This window comes from Aeribacillus sp. FSL M8-0235 (assembly GCF_038000355.1).
GTDB lineage: Bacteria > Bacillota > Bacilli > Bacillales > Aeribacillaceae > Aeribacillus > Aeribacillus composti.
Genome location: NZ_JBBOBW010000001.1, coordinates 1,942,325 through 1,961,588 on the forward strand (window position 1 = coordinate 1,942,325; position 19,264 = coordinate 1,961,588).

Here is a 19,264-nt window from a genome sequence, read left to right on the forward strand (position 1 = left end):
TTTGAAGCGATTAAGAATCATAATAAAGGAAAACGAATTTTCATGGAGGAAACGAAATGTCCACAAAACGTCAAGACAAGAAAATGAAAAATAACCCAACCTTCGGAGCATATGATGAACCTGTAAAGAGCGGCAGCGAATCCGACCTAAAACAAGGTTTGGCCATAACGCAGGAACAAATAAGAGATACATATACGGAGGGCACAATTGATGGAATGATAGAGGATGTTGACGGCAACAACATCCCGTTGAAGACTGAAAAAGAATGATAATGCCTTTTTTTCCTGATATTAAAAATTTAAGTGAAAATGCCTGTACCCCCTGCAATCATCATGATGAATGCGGGGGAATTTCATGGCCAATTTTGTCTTGACAGCGTTTAAAAAAATATATCGGCATTACTTCCCCAAAAAAATCGAATGATCATTGGGCAATCAACCTTCTGCAAAGGGAAAATGCGCTTACGGCAGCATGAACAGATTGATGATCATAAACATTGCAAAACAAAAATATACGGCATTGCCCACTTCAATTAAACCGATTTTTAAAATCGGCATTTTTTTTCCGTAAAAATAAACAGCTCGAATAACACTCGGAATATAAGCTATTATAAAAACGGCATACTCGGTAGCGACCAAGCCGATCATTAAGAAAACATGAAAACCCCATGACAACCATTTATAGTTCGGATTGTTTTTTTCCCGAATCATTGTTTTGACATAAAAAGTGCTGCCCACAAAAAATAAAAAACAAAGCATTATGGTGATGAAAGCTTCTTTTGTTATTTCTCCGCTTACAATAAAAGAACTGGCAAGACCTCCAATGCAAAAAACAGCGATTGCTGCTAGATCATTGAAAAAAGCACGATCTTTTTTCTTTTTCCCATAATAAATATTTATTAAAAAAAACGGTGTCATCGCCATTCCGAAATATATTATTTCCCATCTATAAATTAATGGAAAGAGCAGTATAACGGCAGCAGCGGCAAAATAAAGAGCAAACCACTTTATATAAAATGGCTTGCGCTTATTTTTCATAGCCATCAGTAACGGATAGGTTGCTAAATATAAACATAACCAGCCGATAAATAATGGAATATGAATCCAAGAGAACCCTCCTATATAAGCCCCCAATAGAAATGGTATAACAAGCATTGCCCAGGCTCCATGCTGTTTTGGAATCACTAATTTCTTGACGGTTGCCATCATGTATCCACCTTTCATCAACAATTTCTTCTAAATTCCATTATAGTGAAAAAAACTAGCTACGTTGTGATTTGTTGCATACCTCTTTGTTTTGTCACAAAATAGCCACAACACTAAACGGGAAAGTGACACCTGTCACTATTGAAAAGAACGAGTTGCGATATTATCTTTTTAACAATGAAATTGGGAGGGCAAAATAATGAAAACAATATTTACGGAAAATACGACAGTTGGAGAAATTGTCGCAATGCTTCCGAAAGCGAGCGATATTTTTAAAAAAAATAAAATTGATTTTTGTTGCGGCGGTGATCGCTCTTTAAAAGAAGCAGCCGATAAACGGGGAGTGGCGATTGAGGAATTAATGAGTCAATTGCAGGATCTGTATGCTGCAATTGATGAAAAAACAGAGAAAAATTGGTTGACAGCAACATACTCAGAACTTATTGACCATATCATAAATAAACATCATCGTTATTTGTTGGAAGAACTGCCAAACCTTAGTCCCTATGTGACAAAAGTTATGCAAGTCCACGGCGGAAATCATCCACATCTAATAAAGATTCATAGATTGTTTAATGAATTAAAAACGGAACTAGAACAACATTTATGGAAAGAAGAGTCTGAAGTATTTCCGCTTATTAACCAATACGAGAAGCACCCGACAAGCGAAAACGAGCAAAAAATGAAAAAAATGATTGTCGATCTTACGAATGAACATGATAAAACAGGGGATATCATAAAAGAAATTAGGCGGGTCACAAATGATTATACCCTTCCGAACGGGGCTTGCCGAACATATCAACTCGTTTACAATCGTTTAGAAGCTTTGGAATCAGACTTATTTGAACATATTCATTTGGAAAATAACGTATTATTCCCACGCATTCTTCAATAATTTCGGGTGGAAGAGGCGGCGATCCCCCGCCTCTTTCTTCACCATTTCAACATCACGGAAACGGACTGTTCAGACCTTGATCTAACCATTAAAACTTAAAACGTTTTATCAAGGACGAAGCTAAAGGCTATTGACAAGCAAAGTTTCATGGCATGCCGTCGTAATAGAGTTTTTTTCAGAGAATAGAAAGCTAAAAACGAAAAGCGCCTCGGTGTGTGACGTCATTTTCGCTGATGTTGCTGAATAAGCGGCTTTCGATATGGTTTCTTTCTTTTTGGAAGCGCTCTTTTTCTTGTTTTGATATTCTGCTTGTTTGGCACAAAAGAAGAATAACTTAAACATCTTTCTTCTGATATAATAAGTATAATAAGTTATATCCAACTTTTTTCAACTACACCACTACGATCACAAAGGAAGTGAAGGGAAATTGGAGGAATTTGTAGGATTTTGTATCAGGTGCAGCAAACCTATTCATTGTCTAAACGGTTTTTTGAATGGGGCTATTGACGAAAAAAATGGGTCGTTGTTTTGTTTTTCATGCTTAGAAGAGAATGAAAATTCGGATTTTTCTCATCCATCCCATTGAAAGCGCAAATAAATGGCATTTAGATTGCAAAGCCTAGAGTGTACCAACAAGTCTGTTTTCTTTTATTTTCTTCATAAAGCCTTTTTTGACATTGGGGAAATGGCCAAAGCATCTCACTCGCTTTCAAATCATAGTGTGCCAGTTCTCCTTGATCCTCTCTTGAACGATCCGCCATCTAGATTCTGTACAAAGATGAGAGAGCTCTGGCAATCGTTTTTAAAAAACAAAATGATATGCAATTTCAAACAACGTTTAGAAATGTGTTCGAATAATATGTCTGATCGAGACCAAGCGGTTTTCTTTCAGAACTTGCTCCTAAACCGCCAATGAAGCAAAATATCACTGTATTAGAGTGAAAAACCCCTATCCTCACTAAATCCGGATAGGGGTGATCATTTTTTATGCTTCCGTTTCCAGCCAGCTATCAGTGACTTCTCCAGCCTCCTCTTTATCTATGTAAAAGGAACCGTTGCTGTATCGATCAGTCACCTTCACATTGGAAAGAGGCACTATTTCCCTGATGCCTTTCTCCGTTTCCAATACCAAATTCTCATTTCCGTTGACGAGTAAGACGGCCGCTGTCCGATGCGGGTTTGTTTTCAGCTCTCTGTACAGCATTGATCCTCTTCTGGCTCGTTGTGTTCGTTCGATTTCCCCGATATTGATCATTTTCACAGCGCCTCTGTGCGTGACAATGGCGAGCTTTTGATCATTAACATGTTTCTCAGCAAACACAAGTCCAGAAACGACTGCATCTCCTTCCTTTAATTGGATGCCTTTGACTCCTGCTGCACGGGAGCCGACAATATTCACTTCTTCTTCGTGAAATAAAAGACCGTATCCAAAACGGGTGGATAACAAAATCAATCCTGTTCCATCAGTTATATGAACCGCAACCACTTCATCGTCGTCTTTTAAATTGATCGCAACAAGCGGCTTGGAGTATCGCTGAGCTTTATATTGGCGAATTTCCGTTTTCTTCACCATGCCTTTTTTCGTAACAAACAAGAAAAATTTCTCGTCGTCAAAACTTTTTAAAGGAATGCCTTGTACAATCCGTTCATCTTGATCAATCGGAATGGTCCTTGAAATATGCTGTCCAATATCCTTCCAGCGAATATCCGGAAGCTCGTGAACAGGACAATATAAATAATTTCCTTTGTTTGTGAATAAGAGAAGAACATCTGTTGTGTTCATTTCATACTGGCATAACAGTCGATCCGAATCCTTCATGCCGAAATCTTTTCCGTTTGATGCTGTATACGACCGCAAGCTCGTACGTTTCACATAGCCGTCTTTTGTCACAGTAACAATTGTATCCTCGCTTGCGATGAGGGATTCCATATTGATAGTAATGGATTCAATTTCCGCCTCAATCTTCGTCCGCCGCTCATCGGCAAATGTTTTTTTCAATTGTTTTAATTCGGATTGAATGACTTTGGAAAGCTTTTTTTCATCCTCCAAAATGCTTGTTAACCCCTTGATTTTTTTCTCAAGCTCTTCTTCTTCCGCTTTCAACGCTGTAATATCAGTGTTTGTCAGACGGTACAGCTGCAACGAGACAATCGCCTCTGCCTGCGGTTCAGTAAATGCAAATTCACTAATTAAATTATCTTTCGCATCCCGTTTATCTTTTGAAGCACGAATAACAGCGATCACTTCATCCAAGATGGATAGAGCTTTGATTAATCCCTTTACGACATGCTCCCTTTCTTGAGCTTTTTGGAGCTCAAAAGTCGATCGGTTAATCACGACTTCCTTTCGGTGTTCGATGTAAGCATCCAACAATTCAGGCAGGCTTAATAATTTCGGATGCCGACGGTGAATTGCAACCATATTAAAGTTATATGGAACTTGCAAATCTGTGTTTTTATATAAGTAATTTAAAACTCCTTCAGCATCGGCATCTTTTTTCAGTTCGATGACGATGCGAAGACCTGTCCGGTCCGTTTCATCGCGCACCTCGGCGATTCCGTCCACTTTTCTTTCGTACTTAAGGTCATCTATTTTTTTTACTAAATTTGCTTTATTGACCTCATACGGAATTTCTGTAATGACAATTTGCTCTTTTCCGCCTCGGATTTTTTCAATTTCCGCTTTGCCGCGAACAACAATTTTTCCTTTTCCTGTTTTATATGCTTTTTTAATCTCGTCGATTCCTTGAATGATTCCTCCAGTCGGGAAATCAGGGCCTTTTAACACTTCCATTAATTCCTCAACTGTGCAATCCGGATGATTCATTCGCATAATCACAGCATCAATGACTTCGCCGAGATTATGCGGAGGAATATCAGTTGCATAGCCGGCCGAAATCCCTGTTGAACCATTGACAAGCAAGTTTGGGAACATCGCGGGGAGAACGACGGGTTCTTTCGTTGTATCATCAAAATTCGGTACAAACTCAACTGTATTTTTTTCAATATCTTTTAAAAGCTCGGAAGCAAGTTTGGACAGCCGTGCTTCCGTATAACGCATGGCGGCAGGAGGATCGCCATCAAGGCTTCCGTTGTTTCCGTGCATTTCCACTAAAACATTGCGAACCTTCCACTCCTGGCTCATCCGAACCATCGCTTCATATACAGAAGAATCTCCATGCGGATGGAAGTTCCCGATAACATTCCCGACTGTTTTGGCCGCTTTTCGAAATCCTTTATCATGCGTATTTCCGTCCATCAGCATCGCGTATAAAATTCTCCGCTGCACCGGCTTCAGCCCGTCGCGAACATCCGGAAGCGCGCGGTCTTGAATAATGTATTTGCTGTACCGTCCAAAACGGTCGCCCAGCACATCTTCAAGGGGTAAATCGACATAACGTTGTTGAGCTTCCATGTTGCTCCTCCTCTAGCACATTGTTTTAAATTTCGAACATGTTGTCATTTTCGTCAATACCAAAAGACACATTTTTTTCGATCCATTGTCGACGCGGTTCAACCTTGTCACCCATTAAGGTTGTCACTCTTCTTTCCGCTCTTGCTGCATCATCAATCCGGACGCGGATGAGAGTGCGTGTTTCAGGATTCATCGTCGTCTCCCATAGCTGCGGCGCATTCATTTCTCCAAGCCCTTTGTATCGTTGGATTGTGTAGCCTTTGCCGACCTTCTTAATGGCAGCGGACAGCTCCTTCTCATTCCATGCGTATTCGATGACTTCGGATTTGCCGCTGCCTTTGCTTACTTTATATAAAGGCGGAAGCGCAATATAGACTTTCCCTGCCTGAATGAGCGGCTTCATATATCGATAGAAGAAAGTCAATAAAAGCACTTGGATGTGGGCGCCATCCGTATCAGCATCCGTCATAATGATCACTTTGTCGTAGTTGCAATCTTCAATGTTAAAATCAGCACCGACGCCAGCTCCGATTGCATGAATAATTGTATTGATTTCTTCGTTTTTAAAAATATCCTGCAGCTTCGCCTTCTCCGTATTGATCACTTTTCCGCGCAGAGGCAGAACAGCCTGAAATCTTCTATCCCGACCTTGTTTCGCTGATCCTCCCGCAGAATCCCCCTCCACAAGAAACAATTCATTTTTCTTTGGATTCCGTGATTGAGCAGGCGTAAGCTTTCCGCTTAAAGACATTTCAGATTTTTTTCGTTTTTTTCCTGATCTTGCTTCTTCGCGCGCTTTTCTTGCCGCCTCTCTTGCTTCTTGCGCTTTTATCGCCTTTTTAATCAGGAGGGTGCTGATCTCCGCATTCTCTTCTAAAAAATAAGATAATTTTTCCGAAATGACTGTGTCAACAGCAGATCTCGCCTCTGTTGTACCGAGTTTTCCTTTCGTTTGCCCTTCAAACTGCAAAAGTCCTTCAGGGATTCGGACGGAGATAATTGCCGATAGCCCTTCACGAATATCTGTTCCTTCCAAGTTTTTGTCTTTCTCTTTTAATAAACCGGTCTTTCGTGCGTATTCATTAAACACTCTTGTCATGGCAGTTTTGGCGCCTGCTTCATGTGTGCCGCCGTCTTTTGTTCTCACATGGTTGACAAACGACAAAATGTTTTCGCTGTAGCCGTCATTAAATTGGAAAGAAAATTCGACTTCAATTCCTTGCTGCTCACCTTCGAAAAAGACAACAGGATGAAGAGTTTCTTTTCCTTCATTTAAATATGCGACAAATGATTCGATCCCATTTTCATAACAATAAGATTCTTGAACATTGTTCCGTTCATCAATCAAATCAATTGTTAATCCTTTTAGGAGGAATGCAGACTCCCGCAATCGTTCACTCAATATGTCAAATTGAAAAGTCGTAGTGCTGAAGATGAGAGGATCTGGTTTAAAATGGACTGTCGTACCGGTTTCTTTTGTTTCTCCTATCTTTTCTAATGTCGTAACGGGTTTCCCGCCCTTTTCGAACCTTTGCTTGTAAATAAATCCGTCCCGTTTAATCGTCACTTCAAGCCACTCAGATAAAGCATTGACGACTGAAGCGCCTACTCCGTGCAAGCCGCCGCTTGTTTTGTAACCGCCTTGCCCGAATTTTCCTCCTGCATGAAGCACGGTTAAAATTACTTCCGGAGTCGGCTTACCAAGCTTATGCATGCCAGTCGGCATTCCTCTTCCTTTATCAGCAACAGAAATGCTTTCATCTTTATGTATTTTGACAATGATATGGTCTCCGAAGCCTGCTAATGCTTCATCTACAGAATTGTCAACAATTTCATATACAAGATGATGCAATCCTCTAGCATCCGTGCTGCCGATATACATCCCCGGCCGTTTCCTTACTGCTTCCAATCCTTCCAATACTTGAATCGCATCGTCATTGTATTCCATTATCTTTGCTTTTCCCACAAACAAATAACTCCTTTCAAAAAACAAGAACAGATGTTTGTAAACTGTATTTTACATGGTTTCCCTGCGTTTGGCAATCTTACACGGCAACGTATATTATTGTATTACTCAAATGTTGTATGTTTCAAACCTTTCTTCAAAAAAAGAACCCATCAAGATGATGGGGGAAACATTTGTTATTTTGTTAACGCATGCGCTACTTTTATACACATATCCATGATAACGGGATAACCTTTTTCTTTTAATAATTGATATGCTTCCTCGTTAACGCAGCCTAATTGAGCCCAAAAAACATCGGCATCAATTTCTAAAAATTCTTTCGCAACATCTAATAAATGCTCGGAACGTCTAAAAACGTTTACAATATCCACATGGCCTTCAATTTCTTTTAAGGATGAGACCGCTTTGACACCCAAGGCTTCATCGATCATTGGATTGACAGGAATAATCTCATACCCCGCATTTTGCATCGCTTGTGAAACTTGGTAAGATTCTCTTTCAGGATTGTTGGACAAGCCGACAACAGCGATTCGTTTGCTTTTTTTTAAAATATCACGGATTTCGTCCAGACTTGGATTTTGCATGAAAATTTGTTCACTCCTTCCAATGTTTCTTTTATTATAACTGTAAAAGCGTCGAACACCAAAGTTTTAAAATGGCTTTTATCAACAAAATATAGTCCTGATCGAATCAATTGTGTACAATAATAATAGAATCATGAATATAAAGGAGTTTCATTATGTCTTTTCTATTAATCTTAGTCCTTATCTTAGCTTATTTAATTGGTTCCATCCCCTTTGGACTTATCGTTGGCAAAATTGGATACGGCATTGATATTCGTGAACATGGAAGCGGAAATTTAGGTGCAACCAACACTTTTCGAGTGCTTGGAAAAAAAGCCGGGCTGTTTGTTACGGTTGCAGACATTTTAAAAGGAACTCTCGCAGCTAGCCTCCCCGTATTGCTTAGTGGCGACCTTCACCAAGCATGGACGCTCATTGCAGGAATGGTGGCTGCTGTAGGACATATGTATCCAATTTTCGCAGGCTTTCGGGGCGGAAAAGCCGTGGCGACAAGCGGAGGGGTGCTGCTTTTTTATAGCCCATTACTCTTTTTATCTATGCTTGCTGTATTTTTTCTTGTTTTATATGTATCAAAATATGTTTCTTTATCCTCTATGGTTACAGCACTGTATACGTTAGTTTATACCATTTTTACCGGTGATGCGGCTTTAATGATCATTGTCGCGATCCTCGCAATCTTTGTTTTCTATCGGCACAGAGCCAATATTAAAAGGATCTTAAATAAAACAGAGCCAAAAGTGAAATGGCTGTAAAATAGAAAGGAGCGGGAACTCATCTTCTCGCTCCTTGTTTTAATTGTGATAGTTTGATAAACACATCCATCAACGTTTTATAGCCTGATTCAACAAACATTTTTACATATTCACACCAGATCGCGGCTGTCATTTTTGCATCTTCTAAGGCGTGATGACGCTTTTGGACCGGGATGGAAAAAAACCGGCAGCATTCATCTAAACTTACGGCAATTTGTTCTCGCTGAACGAGCTGGAACAGCATGGCTGTATCCACAATCCGATGTTTAAATGGAATGCGGAAATGCTCCTTATTAGCTTCTGTAAGAAAATTTTTTTCATGATTGGCATGATGGGCGACAAGCGTCCGATTTTCTGCAAATTGATAGAAACGAATCAATACTTCCGATATAGGGGGAGCAGCTCTTACGTCTTCTTCAACAATTCCTGTCAATTTTTTTACATCAACGGGAATTTCCCCTTCATACTGAACAAAAGAGTAAAATGTATGCTTTTCTTCAATCTGCATGCCGTGAACTTTAACTGCTCCAATCGAAAGAATTTGATCCCCTTTTTCCGGAAAAAAACCTGTTGTTTCCAAATCAAGCACAACAACGTCCAGCTCCTGAAGAGGAGTTGACAAGCTTTCCTCCCGCTTTAAGTCTTGTTCCATTTTCCGCAAAAACGCTGCATGCTGAAGATTTGTTTCAAGACCTGTAAATGCTGAAGATTGCATTTTCCCCTGAAATTGCTTCATCAAGTGAAAAAAAGATGGAAGTTTCATGGATTAACGCCCTTTTCAATGATGGATTTCGTTTCATTCATCAATTTTTTTCCGCCTAAAATGATTTTTTTTAGCCTTCCTTTTTCTTCTTTTGATAAATCCTTTAAAGAGAGGTAATGAACTTCATCATATGTGTTCGCTTTTAATGAATTTTTAAAATGAATCGTTACTAATTCTTGAAAATATGTGTGATATGGAGATAATACATGACGAAAATACTCCTGCTTCATCAGAAGCTGAAACCTCGACAGCGTAGACGTATCCAACAATCGTTCTTTGATCGCCAATAAGCGGACAGAATTAATGTAAGGCAATAACCCGGCCTGTTTTAAATCAATAGCGCCTGAATGAGGGCCGTATGTTTCAGGAAGCAGCTGATGAAAAATACCCACCCCTTTTTTGACATGCATTGTGTTGTTTAACAATCGACCGAGAAAATCAGGATTATATTGAATATATTGGAAAATTTGGTTTTTCAGTCGATGAATCGATTCGGATTGTCCGATGATCATACGCGCATCAAAAAAGATTAATAAATAGCGGATAGAATCAAATGTTTCATCCTGCAGCCATTTATTGATCTGCTTGCTCCAGCTTTGTTCCGATCGGCACCATAAAGAAGTTGAACACATGACATTTCCTTCGCAGTAAGGATAACCGATGACGTTCAAGCCGAATGAAACTTCTTTTCCAAGCAGCAAAAAGTAGTCGAGAGCTTCTTTCTCATTGGAATGAAAAATGAGTCCGTGGTCTTGATCGCTTATTTTCGCCTGCTCGCCTCTTCCGCCGCTTCCGACTAAAAACCAAGTAAATTCACAAGGCGCAGGGCCGTATTTCTTTTTTACAATCTCGAAAGAAAGATGGAAGGATTGTTTCATAACCTGATCGTGTATACTGTTTAATTCCGTCACTGTTTTCGCTTTTTGCAAATGGCTGTTGCGCCATTCCTTCAATTGTTTGTAAGGATTCCCCATGTGTATAAAAATCCCCTTTTTTATAAATAAGCGTACAGATGATACATCATCCATACGCTCTTGCGGTTAGCTTCCAAGCTTTTGTTCATTGGATTCAAATGCTTCCGGATACCCATAAACTCCGTGCTCGCTTAAGTCCAAACCGATCATTTCTTCTTCTTCTGTCACCCGCAAGCCATTGAGCAATTTTTTCATCACAGCTAAGATGACGAATGAAACAACAAAAGCGTATAAACCTGAAGTAAACACTCCCAATGCTTGAATGCCGAGCTGAGTAAGGCCTCCGCCGTAAAACAATCCAGGGTTACCAATAGTTGCTAATTCAGGGGTTGCAAAAAATCCAGTTGATAAAGTGCCCCAAACACCAGCTACTCCGTGAACAGACAAACAATAAATCGGATCATCAATTTTAACTTTATCAAAAAACTTCATACTAAAATATACGAGAATTCCAGCTATTAGCCCGATTACGACAGCAGCCCATGTGTCGACAAATGCACAAGATGCGGTAATGGCGACCAATCCTGCAAGCGCTCCGTTTAACATTGTCGGTATATCAGCTTTTCCGCCAGCGATCCATGAAATGATCAAGGCGCTTACGGCTCCTGCTCCGGCAGCTAAATTCGTGTTCAAAGCAACAAATCCAAAAAATCCATCCTCAACTGTAATCGTGCTTCCTGCATTGAAACCGAACCAACCAACCCATAAAATAAGTACGCCTAGAGCTGTATAAACTTGGTTATGTCCATAAATATTATTAACAGAACCATCTTTGTTATATTTACCGATCCGAGGTTTCAACAAGATCGTTGCAGCCAAAGCTGCCATTGCACCTGTCAAATGAACAACGGTAGAACCTGCAAAATCTTGTTTTCCATGTTCTGACAGCCATCCTCCGCCCCAAATCCAATGAGCAACAACTGGATAAACAAGTGCGGTAAACAATACAGAAAAAATTAAATAAACTGAAAGTTTCGCCCGTTCCGCAAATCCAGCAAAAGCAATGGCTAGAGAAACTCCGGCAAAGGCTAACTGGAATACAAAAAAGACGGATGTTGAAAGAGATAATCCATCTATTTCATATCCTGAATAAAAAAAGTCAGACATTCCTACAAAAAAGTTGCCGTTCTTCCCAAAAATAAATCCATAGCCGACTGCCCAGAAAACAATGGAGGCAATTCCGAATGTAAAAACAGTTTTTCCGGCAATATGTCCGGCATTTTTCATTCGTGTAGAACCCGCTTCGAGCAATATAAATCCTGCTTGCATAAAGATGACCAAAATAGCTCCCAGCATCACCCATAAACTGTTCATTAACGTTAATGAGTCCATAGCACAACCTCCCATGTAATTATTTCTTCTTAATAATGTTATAAAAAATAACATAAGAAGTATATCTCTATTTTTACACCTGTTTTATTTTAATGTCAATTCATTTTCCATAATTTTTCGAAAAAGTATGTTAGGAAATCTAACATAAAAACAAAATTAGACAATAGTTTATTTTTTCCGACAAAACGTTTATGATAATAAAAACAGTATTTAAGGAGGGTTTTATGAGAAAGGTTTTCTTAATATTCGCAATTATTTGTTTGATGCTTTTTTCAGGATGCGACAGCAAAGGTCAGGCAAATGAGCAAAACACGGTCAAAAAAGAAAATGTGGATGATTCGCCACAATCTATACAAGCTGCTCCCAAAAAAGTGGAGCCGACCGAATCGCTCGTCACTGTTTCTGCAATAGGTGATGTTCTCATACATAGCCAGCTTTTTAAAGATGCGAGGACCGGGAGCGAATCATACAATTTTAAGCCAATGTTTGCAACAGTAAAACCTTTGCTCTCGAAAAGCGACTTAGCCATCGCCAACCAAGAATCGATCATTGGGGGAACAGAACTTGGAATCTCCAGTTATCCGTTGTTTAATAGCCCATTCGAAGTGGCAGATGCGCTAAAAGATGCTGGCATTGATATCGTCTCAACGGCAAACAATCATAGTTTAGATAAAGGAGAAAAAGGTATTTTAAATGCGATTCAGCATTATGAACAAATCGGGCTACCGTATGTAGGGAGCTTTAAAAACGAAGCGGACGCCAATACATGGAGAATTCAACAGGTCAACGGGGTGAAAATCGGCTTTCTTTCGTATACATATGGGACAAACGGTATTCCAGTTCCGAAAAATAAACCCTATTTAGTAAACCTTATTGATGAAGAAAAAATGAAAAGGGATTTAGACACACTAAATGGACAAGTTGATGTAACTATTGTTAACATGCACTGGGGAGAAGAATATCAATCCTTTCCAAGCGACGCTCAAAAACAGTGGGCGCAGCTGCTAGTCGATCATGGTGCAGACATTATCATCGGTCACCATCCTCATGTATTGCAGCCGATCGAATGGCTGGAAGGAAAAAATGGAAACAAGAGTATCGTTGTGTATTCGTTAGGCAACTTCTTGTCTGGCCAAAAGGGAGATGGAAAAGACATCGGAGGGATTTTTTCGATTGATGTAATTAAGCGGACTGATGCTAACGGTACGACACTGACTTTGAAAAATCCGCGTTTACTCCCTACCTACGTTACCAAAAATAAAAATCATCATTACTATGTTGAATTGCTGGACCGCATCGACAAAAACGCCTATGAAAAAGTGATGAAGCATATGCATCAATGGTTGGAAACGAAAGAAGTGACGAACTCTATCCAGTAGAGTTTATTCATGGAAAGAAAGCTTTTCATGTAATATAATGTAAACAGGAAGCTGATATTAGGAGTGACAAAAATGAAACTGAATATTACCGATGATGCAGCAAAATGGTACAAGGAAGAATTGGAGTTAAACGAGGGAGATGCAGTCCGTTTCTTTGTCCGATATGGCGGATGCGGTCATGTGCAAAGCGGATTTTCCCTTGGAATTGCAAAAGAAGCACCAAATCAAATCGGAATAAAAGCCGAAAAACTAGGGGTCACATTTTATGTTGAACATGATGATTTATGGTATTTCGACAATCATGACGTGACCATTCAATTGGATGAAAAAATTCATGAACCTGTTGTTCGTCTTATAAATTAGCAAATCGATTGAAAGCATGCTATAGGTCGAAAAACAAGTCTTTGTCAAAGAGCTGTTCTAGTAGCCGAAGCATGCTATAGTCAGTAAAAGAAACCCAACCGCAAATTTAATTTGCCGATTGGGTTTCTTGTTTCATCTCATCATTTTTTACTCAAATCTGACTTCCACATGATGCCCGTCAAATCTTTTATTTTTTCAGCAATTTAAATCTTCTTAAATGATCGGTTAGCTGATATTTTTGCAGGATTTCTACTTGTTTTTCCCCCAGCAGGTCAAAATGCGGAAAATCTTTATGATGATGAATCCACTCCATTTTCAAACCGTTTTCGTTTCCCCATTCTATTAAATGCTTTATATTGCTGCATCCGACCTTTGTTACAGAATGATAATCCGGAAACCGTTCATCATACCAATAATGCGTTAAAAAGGCGATTTCCCCTTTCCGCACTTTTTTCTTCCACTCAGCAAGCTCCTCTTTCTTGATTCCAAAGGCCAATCTTTATCTCTCCTCTTTCATCGCTTTTACATATGCTTCGTGCCATTCAGGATATAATTTCTTAAATACAACTGGGCGAAACGTTTCTTTTTTTACGCAAACATGGCTGGAAAAACCTTTTGCTGCCAATTCGCCATGAGAATTAAAAATTTCGTATCCATATACTGTTTTAATTCCGTTATATTTCTCAATCCACGTATGTATTATTGCCTTTTCACCGTATGTAATCGGTTTTTTATATTCGATTTGAATATCCACGACAGGGGAAATTATTCCGTCTTTCTCCATCGCTGCATACGAAAAGCCAAGATCTTGGATCAGCTTCGTCCGTCCAACTTCCATCCATATAATATAATTGGCATGGTACACGACACCCATTTGATCGGTTTCCGCATAACGAACTTCTATTTCTTTTGATGAAACAAACATAAGCTTCTCTCCCTTGCAAAAAATGAAATCGATCGAAAAAGCCTGCATCAGCGTCTGTGATACAGGCTTTCTATTTTAGGCCTTTTCAACTTTCTTACTTAAATTTTTTTGCGGAGTCTGTTTTTTATTCAAGCCGGTCAAACAAAGTTTGTCCCATTGTTGGCCGTTCATCAAATGAATTTAGAAGACAAAAATTTTCAATGAACAATTTTATTATAACATTTCCATTTGCAATCGAAAACTAAAATGGAATTATCAACCTAAATTGAAAGCTAGGAGTTTCGTTCACGGGCTTCATCTTTAATTTCTTGTCGCATCGCCTCAATGCTTTCTTCTCTGCGGCGATTTTTTGCCTCAATCTGTTCACGCTCTCTGTCGTTGGCAAACTCTAATGTTTCTTCTGCTCTTTCGATGTTTTCAATCGTATTTTGTACCATTTCCTGCAATTTTTCAACATTGTCGGAACGGTCATCACGATTTGTTCGATTTTGCATCAAATATTCTCCTTTCTGGGAAAAATTGTTTTATCGCCATTTCAAATATAGTTTGTGCATTTGATGTTAAATTATGAAACGAACCTGTTTCCTCAATGAAAAGGAGAAAAATGATGGAACCATAATTATATTATGTAAATTAAAAGGCGGTGGACATATGTCCTACTCGCCTTTTGTCTGAATCACTTGAGGATGCTCATTCGTCTTATTTTGCATTTTTTTCCCTTTGTTTCCACCGAATCCTCTCGGTTTTGTTCCGATATGATTCGGATTAAAATGAGACTGGATATCATTTGAATTTGTCATCAAACAATCGCCTCCTGCTTTTATTGTTTACCAATAAAGCAGAAAACATGCTGTCAAACACGACTGTTTGCTATCAGCTCGATTTTTCCAATTGCCGTTTTTCCAGCCTTTTTTCAAGTCTTTCTTCAATTTCATTCAATGCTTCACGGTCTTTTAGCAAGTTTTGCTTATTTTCCAACACAAGCTGTTTAAACGAAATTTTCGTTTTTTTCATTTTTTATCCCTCACTTCTTTTCTCTGTTACTTTTATTGTACAAAATATTCCGACACTTTCCCGTTGAAAATTTGAATGTTTAATGACAATATAACCAATAATGCAAAATTTCATACGTTTCAAAAAAACTCTTCTTTTGCAAAAAGAAAAAATCGGCAAAGTCAGCCGATTCTTTTTGATTCCCGAAAGGAAATCAGCGTCTTTTTATTTCAGGTTTAGTTTTTCTTTTATCGTTTTTTCATTTAATTCTCCCACTACTTTATCTTGTATGACTCCATTTTCATCAAGAAAAAATGACGTCGGATATGTAAGAATTTTATATCCACTGTTCATTTTATTTTTTGGATCAAGTAATATCGGAAACGTAAATCCAGCCTGTTGAACAAAATTTTCAACATCTTTTGCACTTTTCTCACTGGCAGTAAAGTTAACCGCGACAATCGTTACTTCATCTTGATGCTTTTCATATATTTTTTGCATGATCGGCATTTCTTTTTTACATGGTGGACACCAAGTGGCCCAAAAGTTTAAAAGTACTTTTTTTCCATAAAAATAGGAAAGCGATTTCTTTTCTCCATCCAAAGTCGTCACTTCAAAATTCGGAGCTTTGTTTCCTATTTCTAAACCGACTGTTTCCTTCTGAGAATTGATCCATTGCCATACTGCAATCGCTGCTAATACGATTAATAAAAAAACAGCAAGCTTTTGTTTCATAAACCATAACACCTCTGATTCAATACGATAGCATTTCGAAATGATGCCCAATTTCATCATATATTATTTTTGTGAAAAAAACAGTATTTCATATCAATTGTCTAATTTTAGCCAAAAAATAACGGGAACTATGAACAGTTCCCGCTTTTTTTCAATTATTATCCTTTTAATCTTTCTCTTAATACCATTTGTAAAATTCCGCCATGTCGGTAGTAATCAATTTCAACTTCACTGTCAAAGCGAACTAATACTTCAAACTCTTTTTTGTTTCCGTTCTCATCAGTTGCCGTTACTTTGATGTAATCGCGCGGTTTTACCGATTCATCAATGTGAACATCCAATACTTCTTTACCGGTTAAACCAAGTGTTTCCGCATTTTCGCCTTCTTTAAACTGAAGCGGAAGAACACCCATAAGAACAAGATTAGAACGGTGAATACGTTCGAAGCTTTCAGCGATAACCGTTTTGATTCCCAATAAGTTCGTTCCTTTAGCAGCCCAGTCGCGAGAGCTTCCCATTCCGTAATCTTTTCCTGCCAGTACAACAAGTCCTGTTCCGTCCTGTTTATATTTCATGCAAGCGTCATAAATAGACATTACTTCGCCTGTCGGCCAGTACGTTGTATATCCGCCTTCAGTTCCCGGTGCAATTTGGTTGCGAATGCGGATGTTTGCAAACGTACCTCTCATCATTACTTCGTGGTTTCCGCGTCTTGAACCGTAAGAGTTGAAATCTCTTGGCGATACACCTTTAGACAGCAAGTATTGGCCTGCAGGAGTATCTTTGCCAATCGCACCTGCTGGAGAAATGTGGTCTGTTGTGACAGAATCACCGAATTTTCCAACAACGCGAAGCCCTTTCAACGGTTCTACTTTACCAGGCTCAGGAGACAATCCTTCAAAGAATGGCGGATTTTGGATATAAGTAGACTCTTCGTCCCATTGATATAATGGCTCATCTGTTGTTTCAATGGCATTCCAGCGTTCGTTATCATCAAATACACGTTCATATTCTTTACGGAATAATTCTGGTGTAACAGTTTGTTTCACAACTTCATTAATTTCTTCCATTGAAGGCCAAATATCTTTAAAGTAAACATCGCTTCCGTTTTGATCCTTTCCGATTGGATCATTCAGTAAATCAATGTCAACAGTCCCTGCTAATGCATAAGCAACAACTAGAGGCGGTGAAGCTAAATAGTTACCTTTCACGAGCGGATGAATACGGCCTTCAAAGTTCCGGTTTCCGGAAAGAACAGATGTGACGAGCAAATCATTTTCAGCGATCGCTTTTTCAATTTCATCTGCAAGCGGTCCAGAGTTCCCGATACAAGTTGTACATCCGTAACCGACAAGGTTAAACCCTAATTTTTCAAGATAAGGCATTAAGCCAGAATTTTGAAGATAACCGGTTACAACTTTTGAACCAGGTGCCAATGATGTTTTTACATATTTCGGAACAGTCAATCCTTTTTCAACAGCTTTTTTTGCAACGAGACCAGCGCCTACTAAAACATATGGGTTTGACGTATTCGTACAGCTTGTAATCGCCGCAATAACGACTGCACCCGTTTTCATTGTTGTTTTTTCGCCATTCGCAAATTCAACCGTTACTTCCTTATTAAGTTCTTCCGGCTGCAAGCCAAATCCTTGGTTTCCTTGCGGAGCTGTAAGAGCTCTATGAAATTCTTCTTTCATTTTTGAAAGAGGAATTAAATCTTGAGGACGCTTCGGACCGGAAAGATTTGCTTCAATTTGAGAAAGATCGATTTCAACTACATCCGTAAAAATAGGATCCTCTGCTTCAGGCGTGAAGAATAAACCGTTTTCTTTACAATATGTTTCCACTACTTTTACATGCTCTTCATCGCGACCAGTTAAACGCAAATATTCAAGCGATTCATTATCAACAGGGAAAAATCCGCATGTTGCTCCGTATTCAGGCGCCATATTCGCAATAGTAGCACGGTCAGCAAGCGGAAGCTTTGCAACACCAGGGCCGAAAAACTCCACAAATTTTCCTACCACGCCTTTTTGACGCAGTACTTGAGTTACTTTAAGGGCTAAATCTGTTGCTGTTGTTCCGTTAGGCAGCTCGCCAACAAGTCTTACTCCGATGACTTCAGGTACAGGGAAATAGGAAGGCTGTCCAAGCATTCCAGCTTCAGCTTCGATTCCGCCGACACCCCAACCTAAAACACCGAGTCCGTTAATCATGGTTGTATGGGAGTCTGTTCCAACTAACGTATCAGGATATGTTTCGTATTCTCCATTTTCACCTTCAACCGCATGGACAACGCTTGCTAAATATTCCAAGTTTACTTGGTGGACAATACCTGTTGCTGGCGGAACAGCACGGTAGTTGTCAAATGCTTTTTGAGCCCAATTTAAAAATTTATATCTTTCAGCATTTCGTTCGAATTCAAGATTCATGTTATATTGCAGCGCATCATCTGTTCCGGCACGATCCACTTGAACAGAATGGTCGATAACAAGATCAACAGGCTTTTCCGGATTGATTTTTTGTGGATCTCCGCCCATGTCAGCCATCGCTTTTCTTAATGAAGCTAAATCAACGACAGCAGGAACGCCGGTGAAGTCTTGCAAAATGACACGAGATGGTTTAAATGGAACATCCAAATTTTTAATTTCATCTGTTCCCCATTTCGCAAGGTTTTCAACATGTTCTTTTGTAATAACTCGTCCATCCACTTGGCGCAGGACTGATTCCAAAAGAACTTTGATTGAATAAGGCAAACGGGAAACTTGACCAATTCCTGCATCTTCTAGCGCTTTTAATGAATAGTAGTTGTACGTTTTTCCGTTAATTGAAAAGCTTTTTCTTGCACGGAAAACGTCATTTTTCTCTAACTGTTGCTGTGACATGTCATTTTATCCCCCTTTAAACGTAATTTCGACAAAAATGCCGAATATCTCCCCACTTTAAACATCACACATTTAAATCTTAATATACTTTTTATGAT

The 19,264-nt window shown here is 39.2% G+C and carries 19 protein-coding genes; 5 read left to right on the top strand and 14 right to left on the bottom strand.

What is annotated here, in order from left to right; translation table 11 throughout:
- The first annotated feature begins 56 nt into the window (after positions 1-56).
- Entirely contained in the window at positions 57-269 is a 213-nt protein-coding gene (locus NSQ71_RS09350) for a YozQ family protein (protein WP_339192851.1), read from the top strand.
- Positions 270-461: 192 nt separating this feature from the next.
- Here the strand turns inward: NSQ71_RS09350 and NSQ71_RS09355 are convergent, their stop codons facing one another.
- Positions 462-1,205, bottom strand: a complete 744-nt coding sequence (locus tag NSQ71_RS09355; protein ID WP_144598043.1) for a YwiC-like family protein — start codon at positions 1,203-1,205, stop codon at positions 462-464.
- A 199-nt stretch (positions 1,206-1,404) separates the two neighbouring features.
- Here NSQ71_RS09355 and ric point away from each other — a divergent pair, with 199 nt between their 5' ends.
- Positions 1,405-2,100, top strand: coding sequence for an iron-sulfur cluster repair di-iron protein (ric, locus tag NSQ71_RS09360; RefSeq protein ID WP_340733783.1), 696 nt, complete (start codon positions 1,405-1,407; stop codon positions 2,098-2,100).
- A gap of 985 nt (positions 2,101-3,085) precedes the next feature.
- Here ric and parC read toward each other — a convergent pair.
- The 3 genes from parC to NSQ71_RS09375 form a co-directional block, all read right to left on the bottom strand.
- A complete protein-coding gene (parC, locus tag NSQ71_RS09365) occupies positions 3,086-5,515 on the bottom strand; it encodes a DNA topoisomerase IV subunit A (RefSeq protein WP_340733784.1) in 2,430 nt (809 codons plus the stop codon).
- Positions 5,516-5,540: 25 nt separating this feature from the next.
- The gene (parE, locus tag NSQ71_RS09370; RefSeq protein ID WP_094246508.1) at positions 5,541-7,463 is read right to left on the bottom strand and encodes a DNA topoisomerase IV subunit B; all 1,923 of its coding nucleotides are present in this window, start codon (positions 7,461-7,463) and stop codon (positions 5,541-5,543) included.
- Between the two features lie 194 nt (positions 7,464-7,657).
- The gene (locus NSQ71_RS09375) at positions 7,658-8,065 is read right to left on the bottom strand and encodes a CoA-binding protein (protein ID WP_063387680.1); all 408 of its coding nucleotides are present in this window, start codon (positions 8,063-8,065) and stop codon (positions 7,658-7,660) included.
- 155 nt (positions 8,066-8,220) lie between these two features.
- On the opposite strand from NSQ71_RS09375, the gene plsY reads away from it, so the two are divergent.
- Complete coding sequence (gene plsY, locus NSQ71_RS09380; protein WP_340733788.1) at positions 8,221-8,817, top strand: glycerol-3-phosphate 1-O-acyltransferase PlsY; 597 nt, start codon at positions 8,221-8,223, stop codon at positions 8,815-8,817.
- A gap of 19 nt (positions 8,818-8,836) precedes the next feature.
- On the opposite strand, the gene NSQ71_RS09385 is transcribed toward plsY, so the two are convergent.
- From NSQ71_RS09385 to NSQ71_RS09395, 3 genes are all read right to left on the bottom strand, one after another.
- Complete coding sequence (locus NSQ71_RS09385) at positions 8,837-9,580, bottom strand: exonuclease domain-containing protein (RefSeq protein WP_094245866.1); 744 nt, start codon at positions 9,578-9,580, stop codon at positions 8,837-8,839.
- Positions 9,577-10,554 (bottom strand): DUF294 nucleotidyltransferase-like domain-containing protein, encoded by a 978-nt coding sequence (locus tag NSQ71_RS09390; protein ID WP_063387683.1) that lies wholly within the window; start codon positions 10,552-10,554, stop codon positions 9,577-9,579. The genes NSQ71_RS09385 and NSQ71_RS09390 overlap by 4 nt, the downstream gene beginning before the upstream one ends.
- Positions 10,555-10,620: 66 nt before the next feature.
- A complete protein-coding gene (locus tag NSQ71_RS09395) occupies positions 10,621-11,886 on the bottom strand; it encodes an ammonium transporter (RefSeq protein ID WP_311066129.1) in 1,266 nt (421 codons plus the stop codon).
- Between the two features lie 224 nt (positions 11,887-12,110).
- Between NSQ71_RS09395 and NSQ71_RS09400 the strand changes: the two genes are divergently transcribed.
- Both NSQ71_RS09400 and NSQ71_RS09405 read left to right on the top strand, forming a co-directional pair.
- Positions 12,111-13,265: a CapA family protein gene (locus tag NSQ71_RS09400; RefSeq protein WP_327848194.1), complete on the top strand. Its 1,155-nt coding sequence runs from the start codon at positions 12,111-12,113 to the stop codon at positions 13,263-13,265.
- A gap of 72 nt (positions 13,266-13,337) precedes the next feature.
- The gene (locus NSQ71_RS09405; protein ID WP_063387686.1) at positions 13,338-13,628 is read left to right on the top strand and encodes a HesB/YadR/YfhF family protein; all 291 of its coding nucleotides are present in this window, start codon (positions 13,338-13,340) and stop codon (positions 13,626-13,628) included.
- A gap of 187 nt (positions 13,629-13,815) precedes the next feature.
- Here NSQ71_RS09405 and NSQ71_RS09410 read toward each other — a convergent pair whose 3' ends face one another.
- The 7 genes from NSQ71_RS09410 to acnA all read right to left on the bottom strand — a co-directional run bounded on the left by NSQ71_RS09410 (position 13,816) and on the right by acnA (position 19,166).
- Complete coding sequence (locus tag NSQ71_RS09410; protein ID WP_066248556.1) at positions 13,816-14,124, bottom strand: hypothetical protein; 309 nt, start codon at positions 14,122-14,124, stop codon at positions 13,816-13,818.
- Between the two features lie 3 nt (positions 14,125-14,127).
- Entirely contained in the window at positions 14,128-14,553 is a 426-nt protein-coding gene (locus NSQ71_RS09415; protein ID WP_063387688.1) for an acyl-CoA thioesterase, read from the bottom strand.
- Positions 14,554-14,825: 272 nt separating this feature from the next.
- Positions 14,826-15,047 carry a small acid-soluble spore protein Tlp gene (gene tlp / locus NSQ71_RS09420; RefSeq protein WP_063387689.1) on the bottom strand — a complete coding sequence of 74 codons (222 nt, stop codon included), beginning with the start codon at positions 15,045-15,047 and terminating at the stop codon, positions 14,826-14,828.
- Positions 15,048-15,209: 162 nt separating this feature from the next.
- On the bottom strand, positions 15,210-15,353 hold the full coding sequence (locus tag NSQ71_RS09425) for an acid-soluble spore protein N (protein ID WP_063387690.1): 144 nt from the start codon (positions 15,351-15,353) through the stop codon (positions 15,210-15,212).
- A 73-nt stretch (positions 15,354-15,426) separates the two neighbouring features.
- Positions 15,427-15,567: an FbpB family small basic protein gene (locus NSQ71_RS09430; protein ID WP_082829475.1), complete on the bottom strand. Its 141-nt coding sequence runs from the start codon at positions 15,565-15,567 to the stop codon at positions 15,427-15,429.
- A gap of 204 nt (positions 15,568-15,771) precedes the next feature.
- Complete coding sequence (locus NSQ71_RS09435) at positions 15,772-16,281, bottom strand: redoxin domain-containing protein (protein WP_340733796.1); 510 nt, start codon at positions 16,279-16,281, stop codon at positions 15,772-15,774.
- A 158-nt stretch (positions 16,282-16,439) separates the two neighbouring features.
- Positions 16,440-19,166, bottom strand: coding sequence for an aconitate hydratase AcnA (gene acnA / locus NSQ71_RS09440; RefSeq protein ID WP_063387692.1), 2,727 nt, complete (start codon positions 19,164-19,166; stop codon positions 16,440-16,442).
- Between the last annotated feature and the right edge of the window lie 98 nt (positions 19,167-19,264).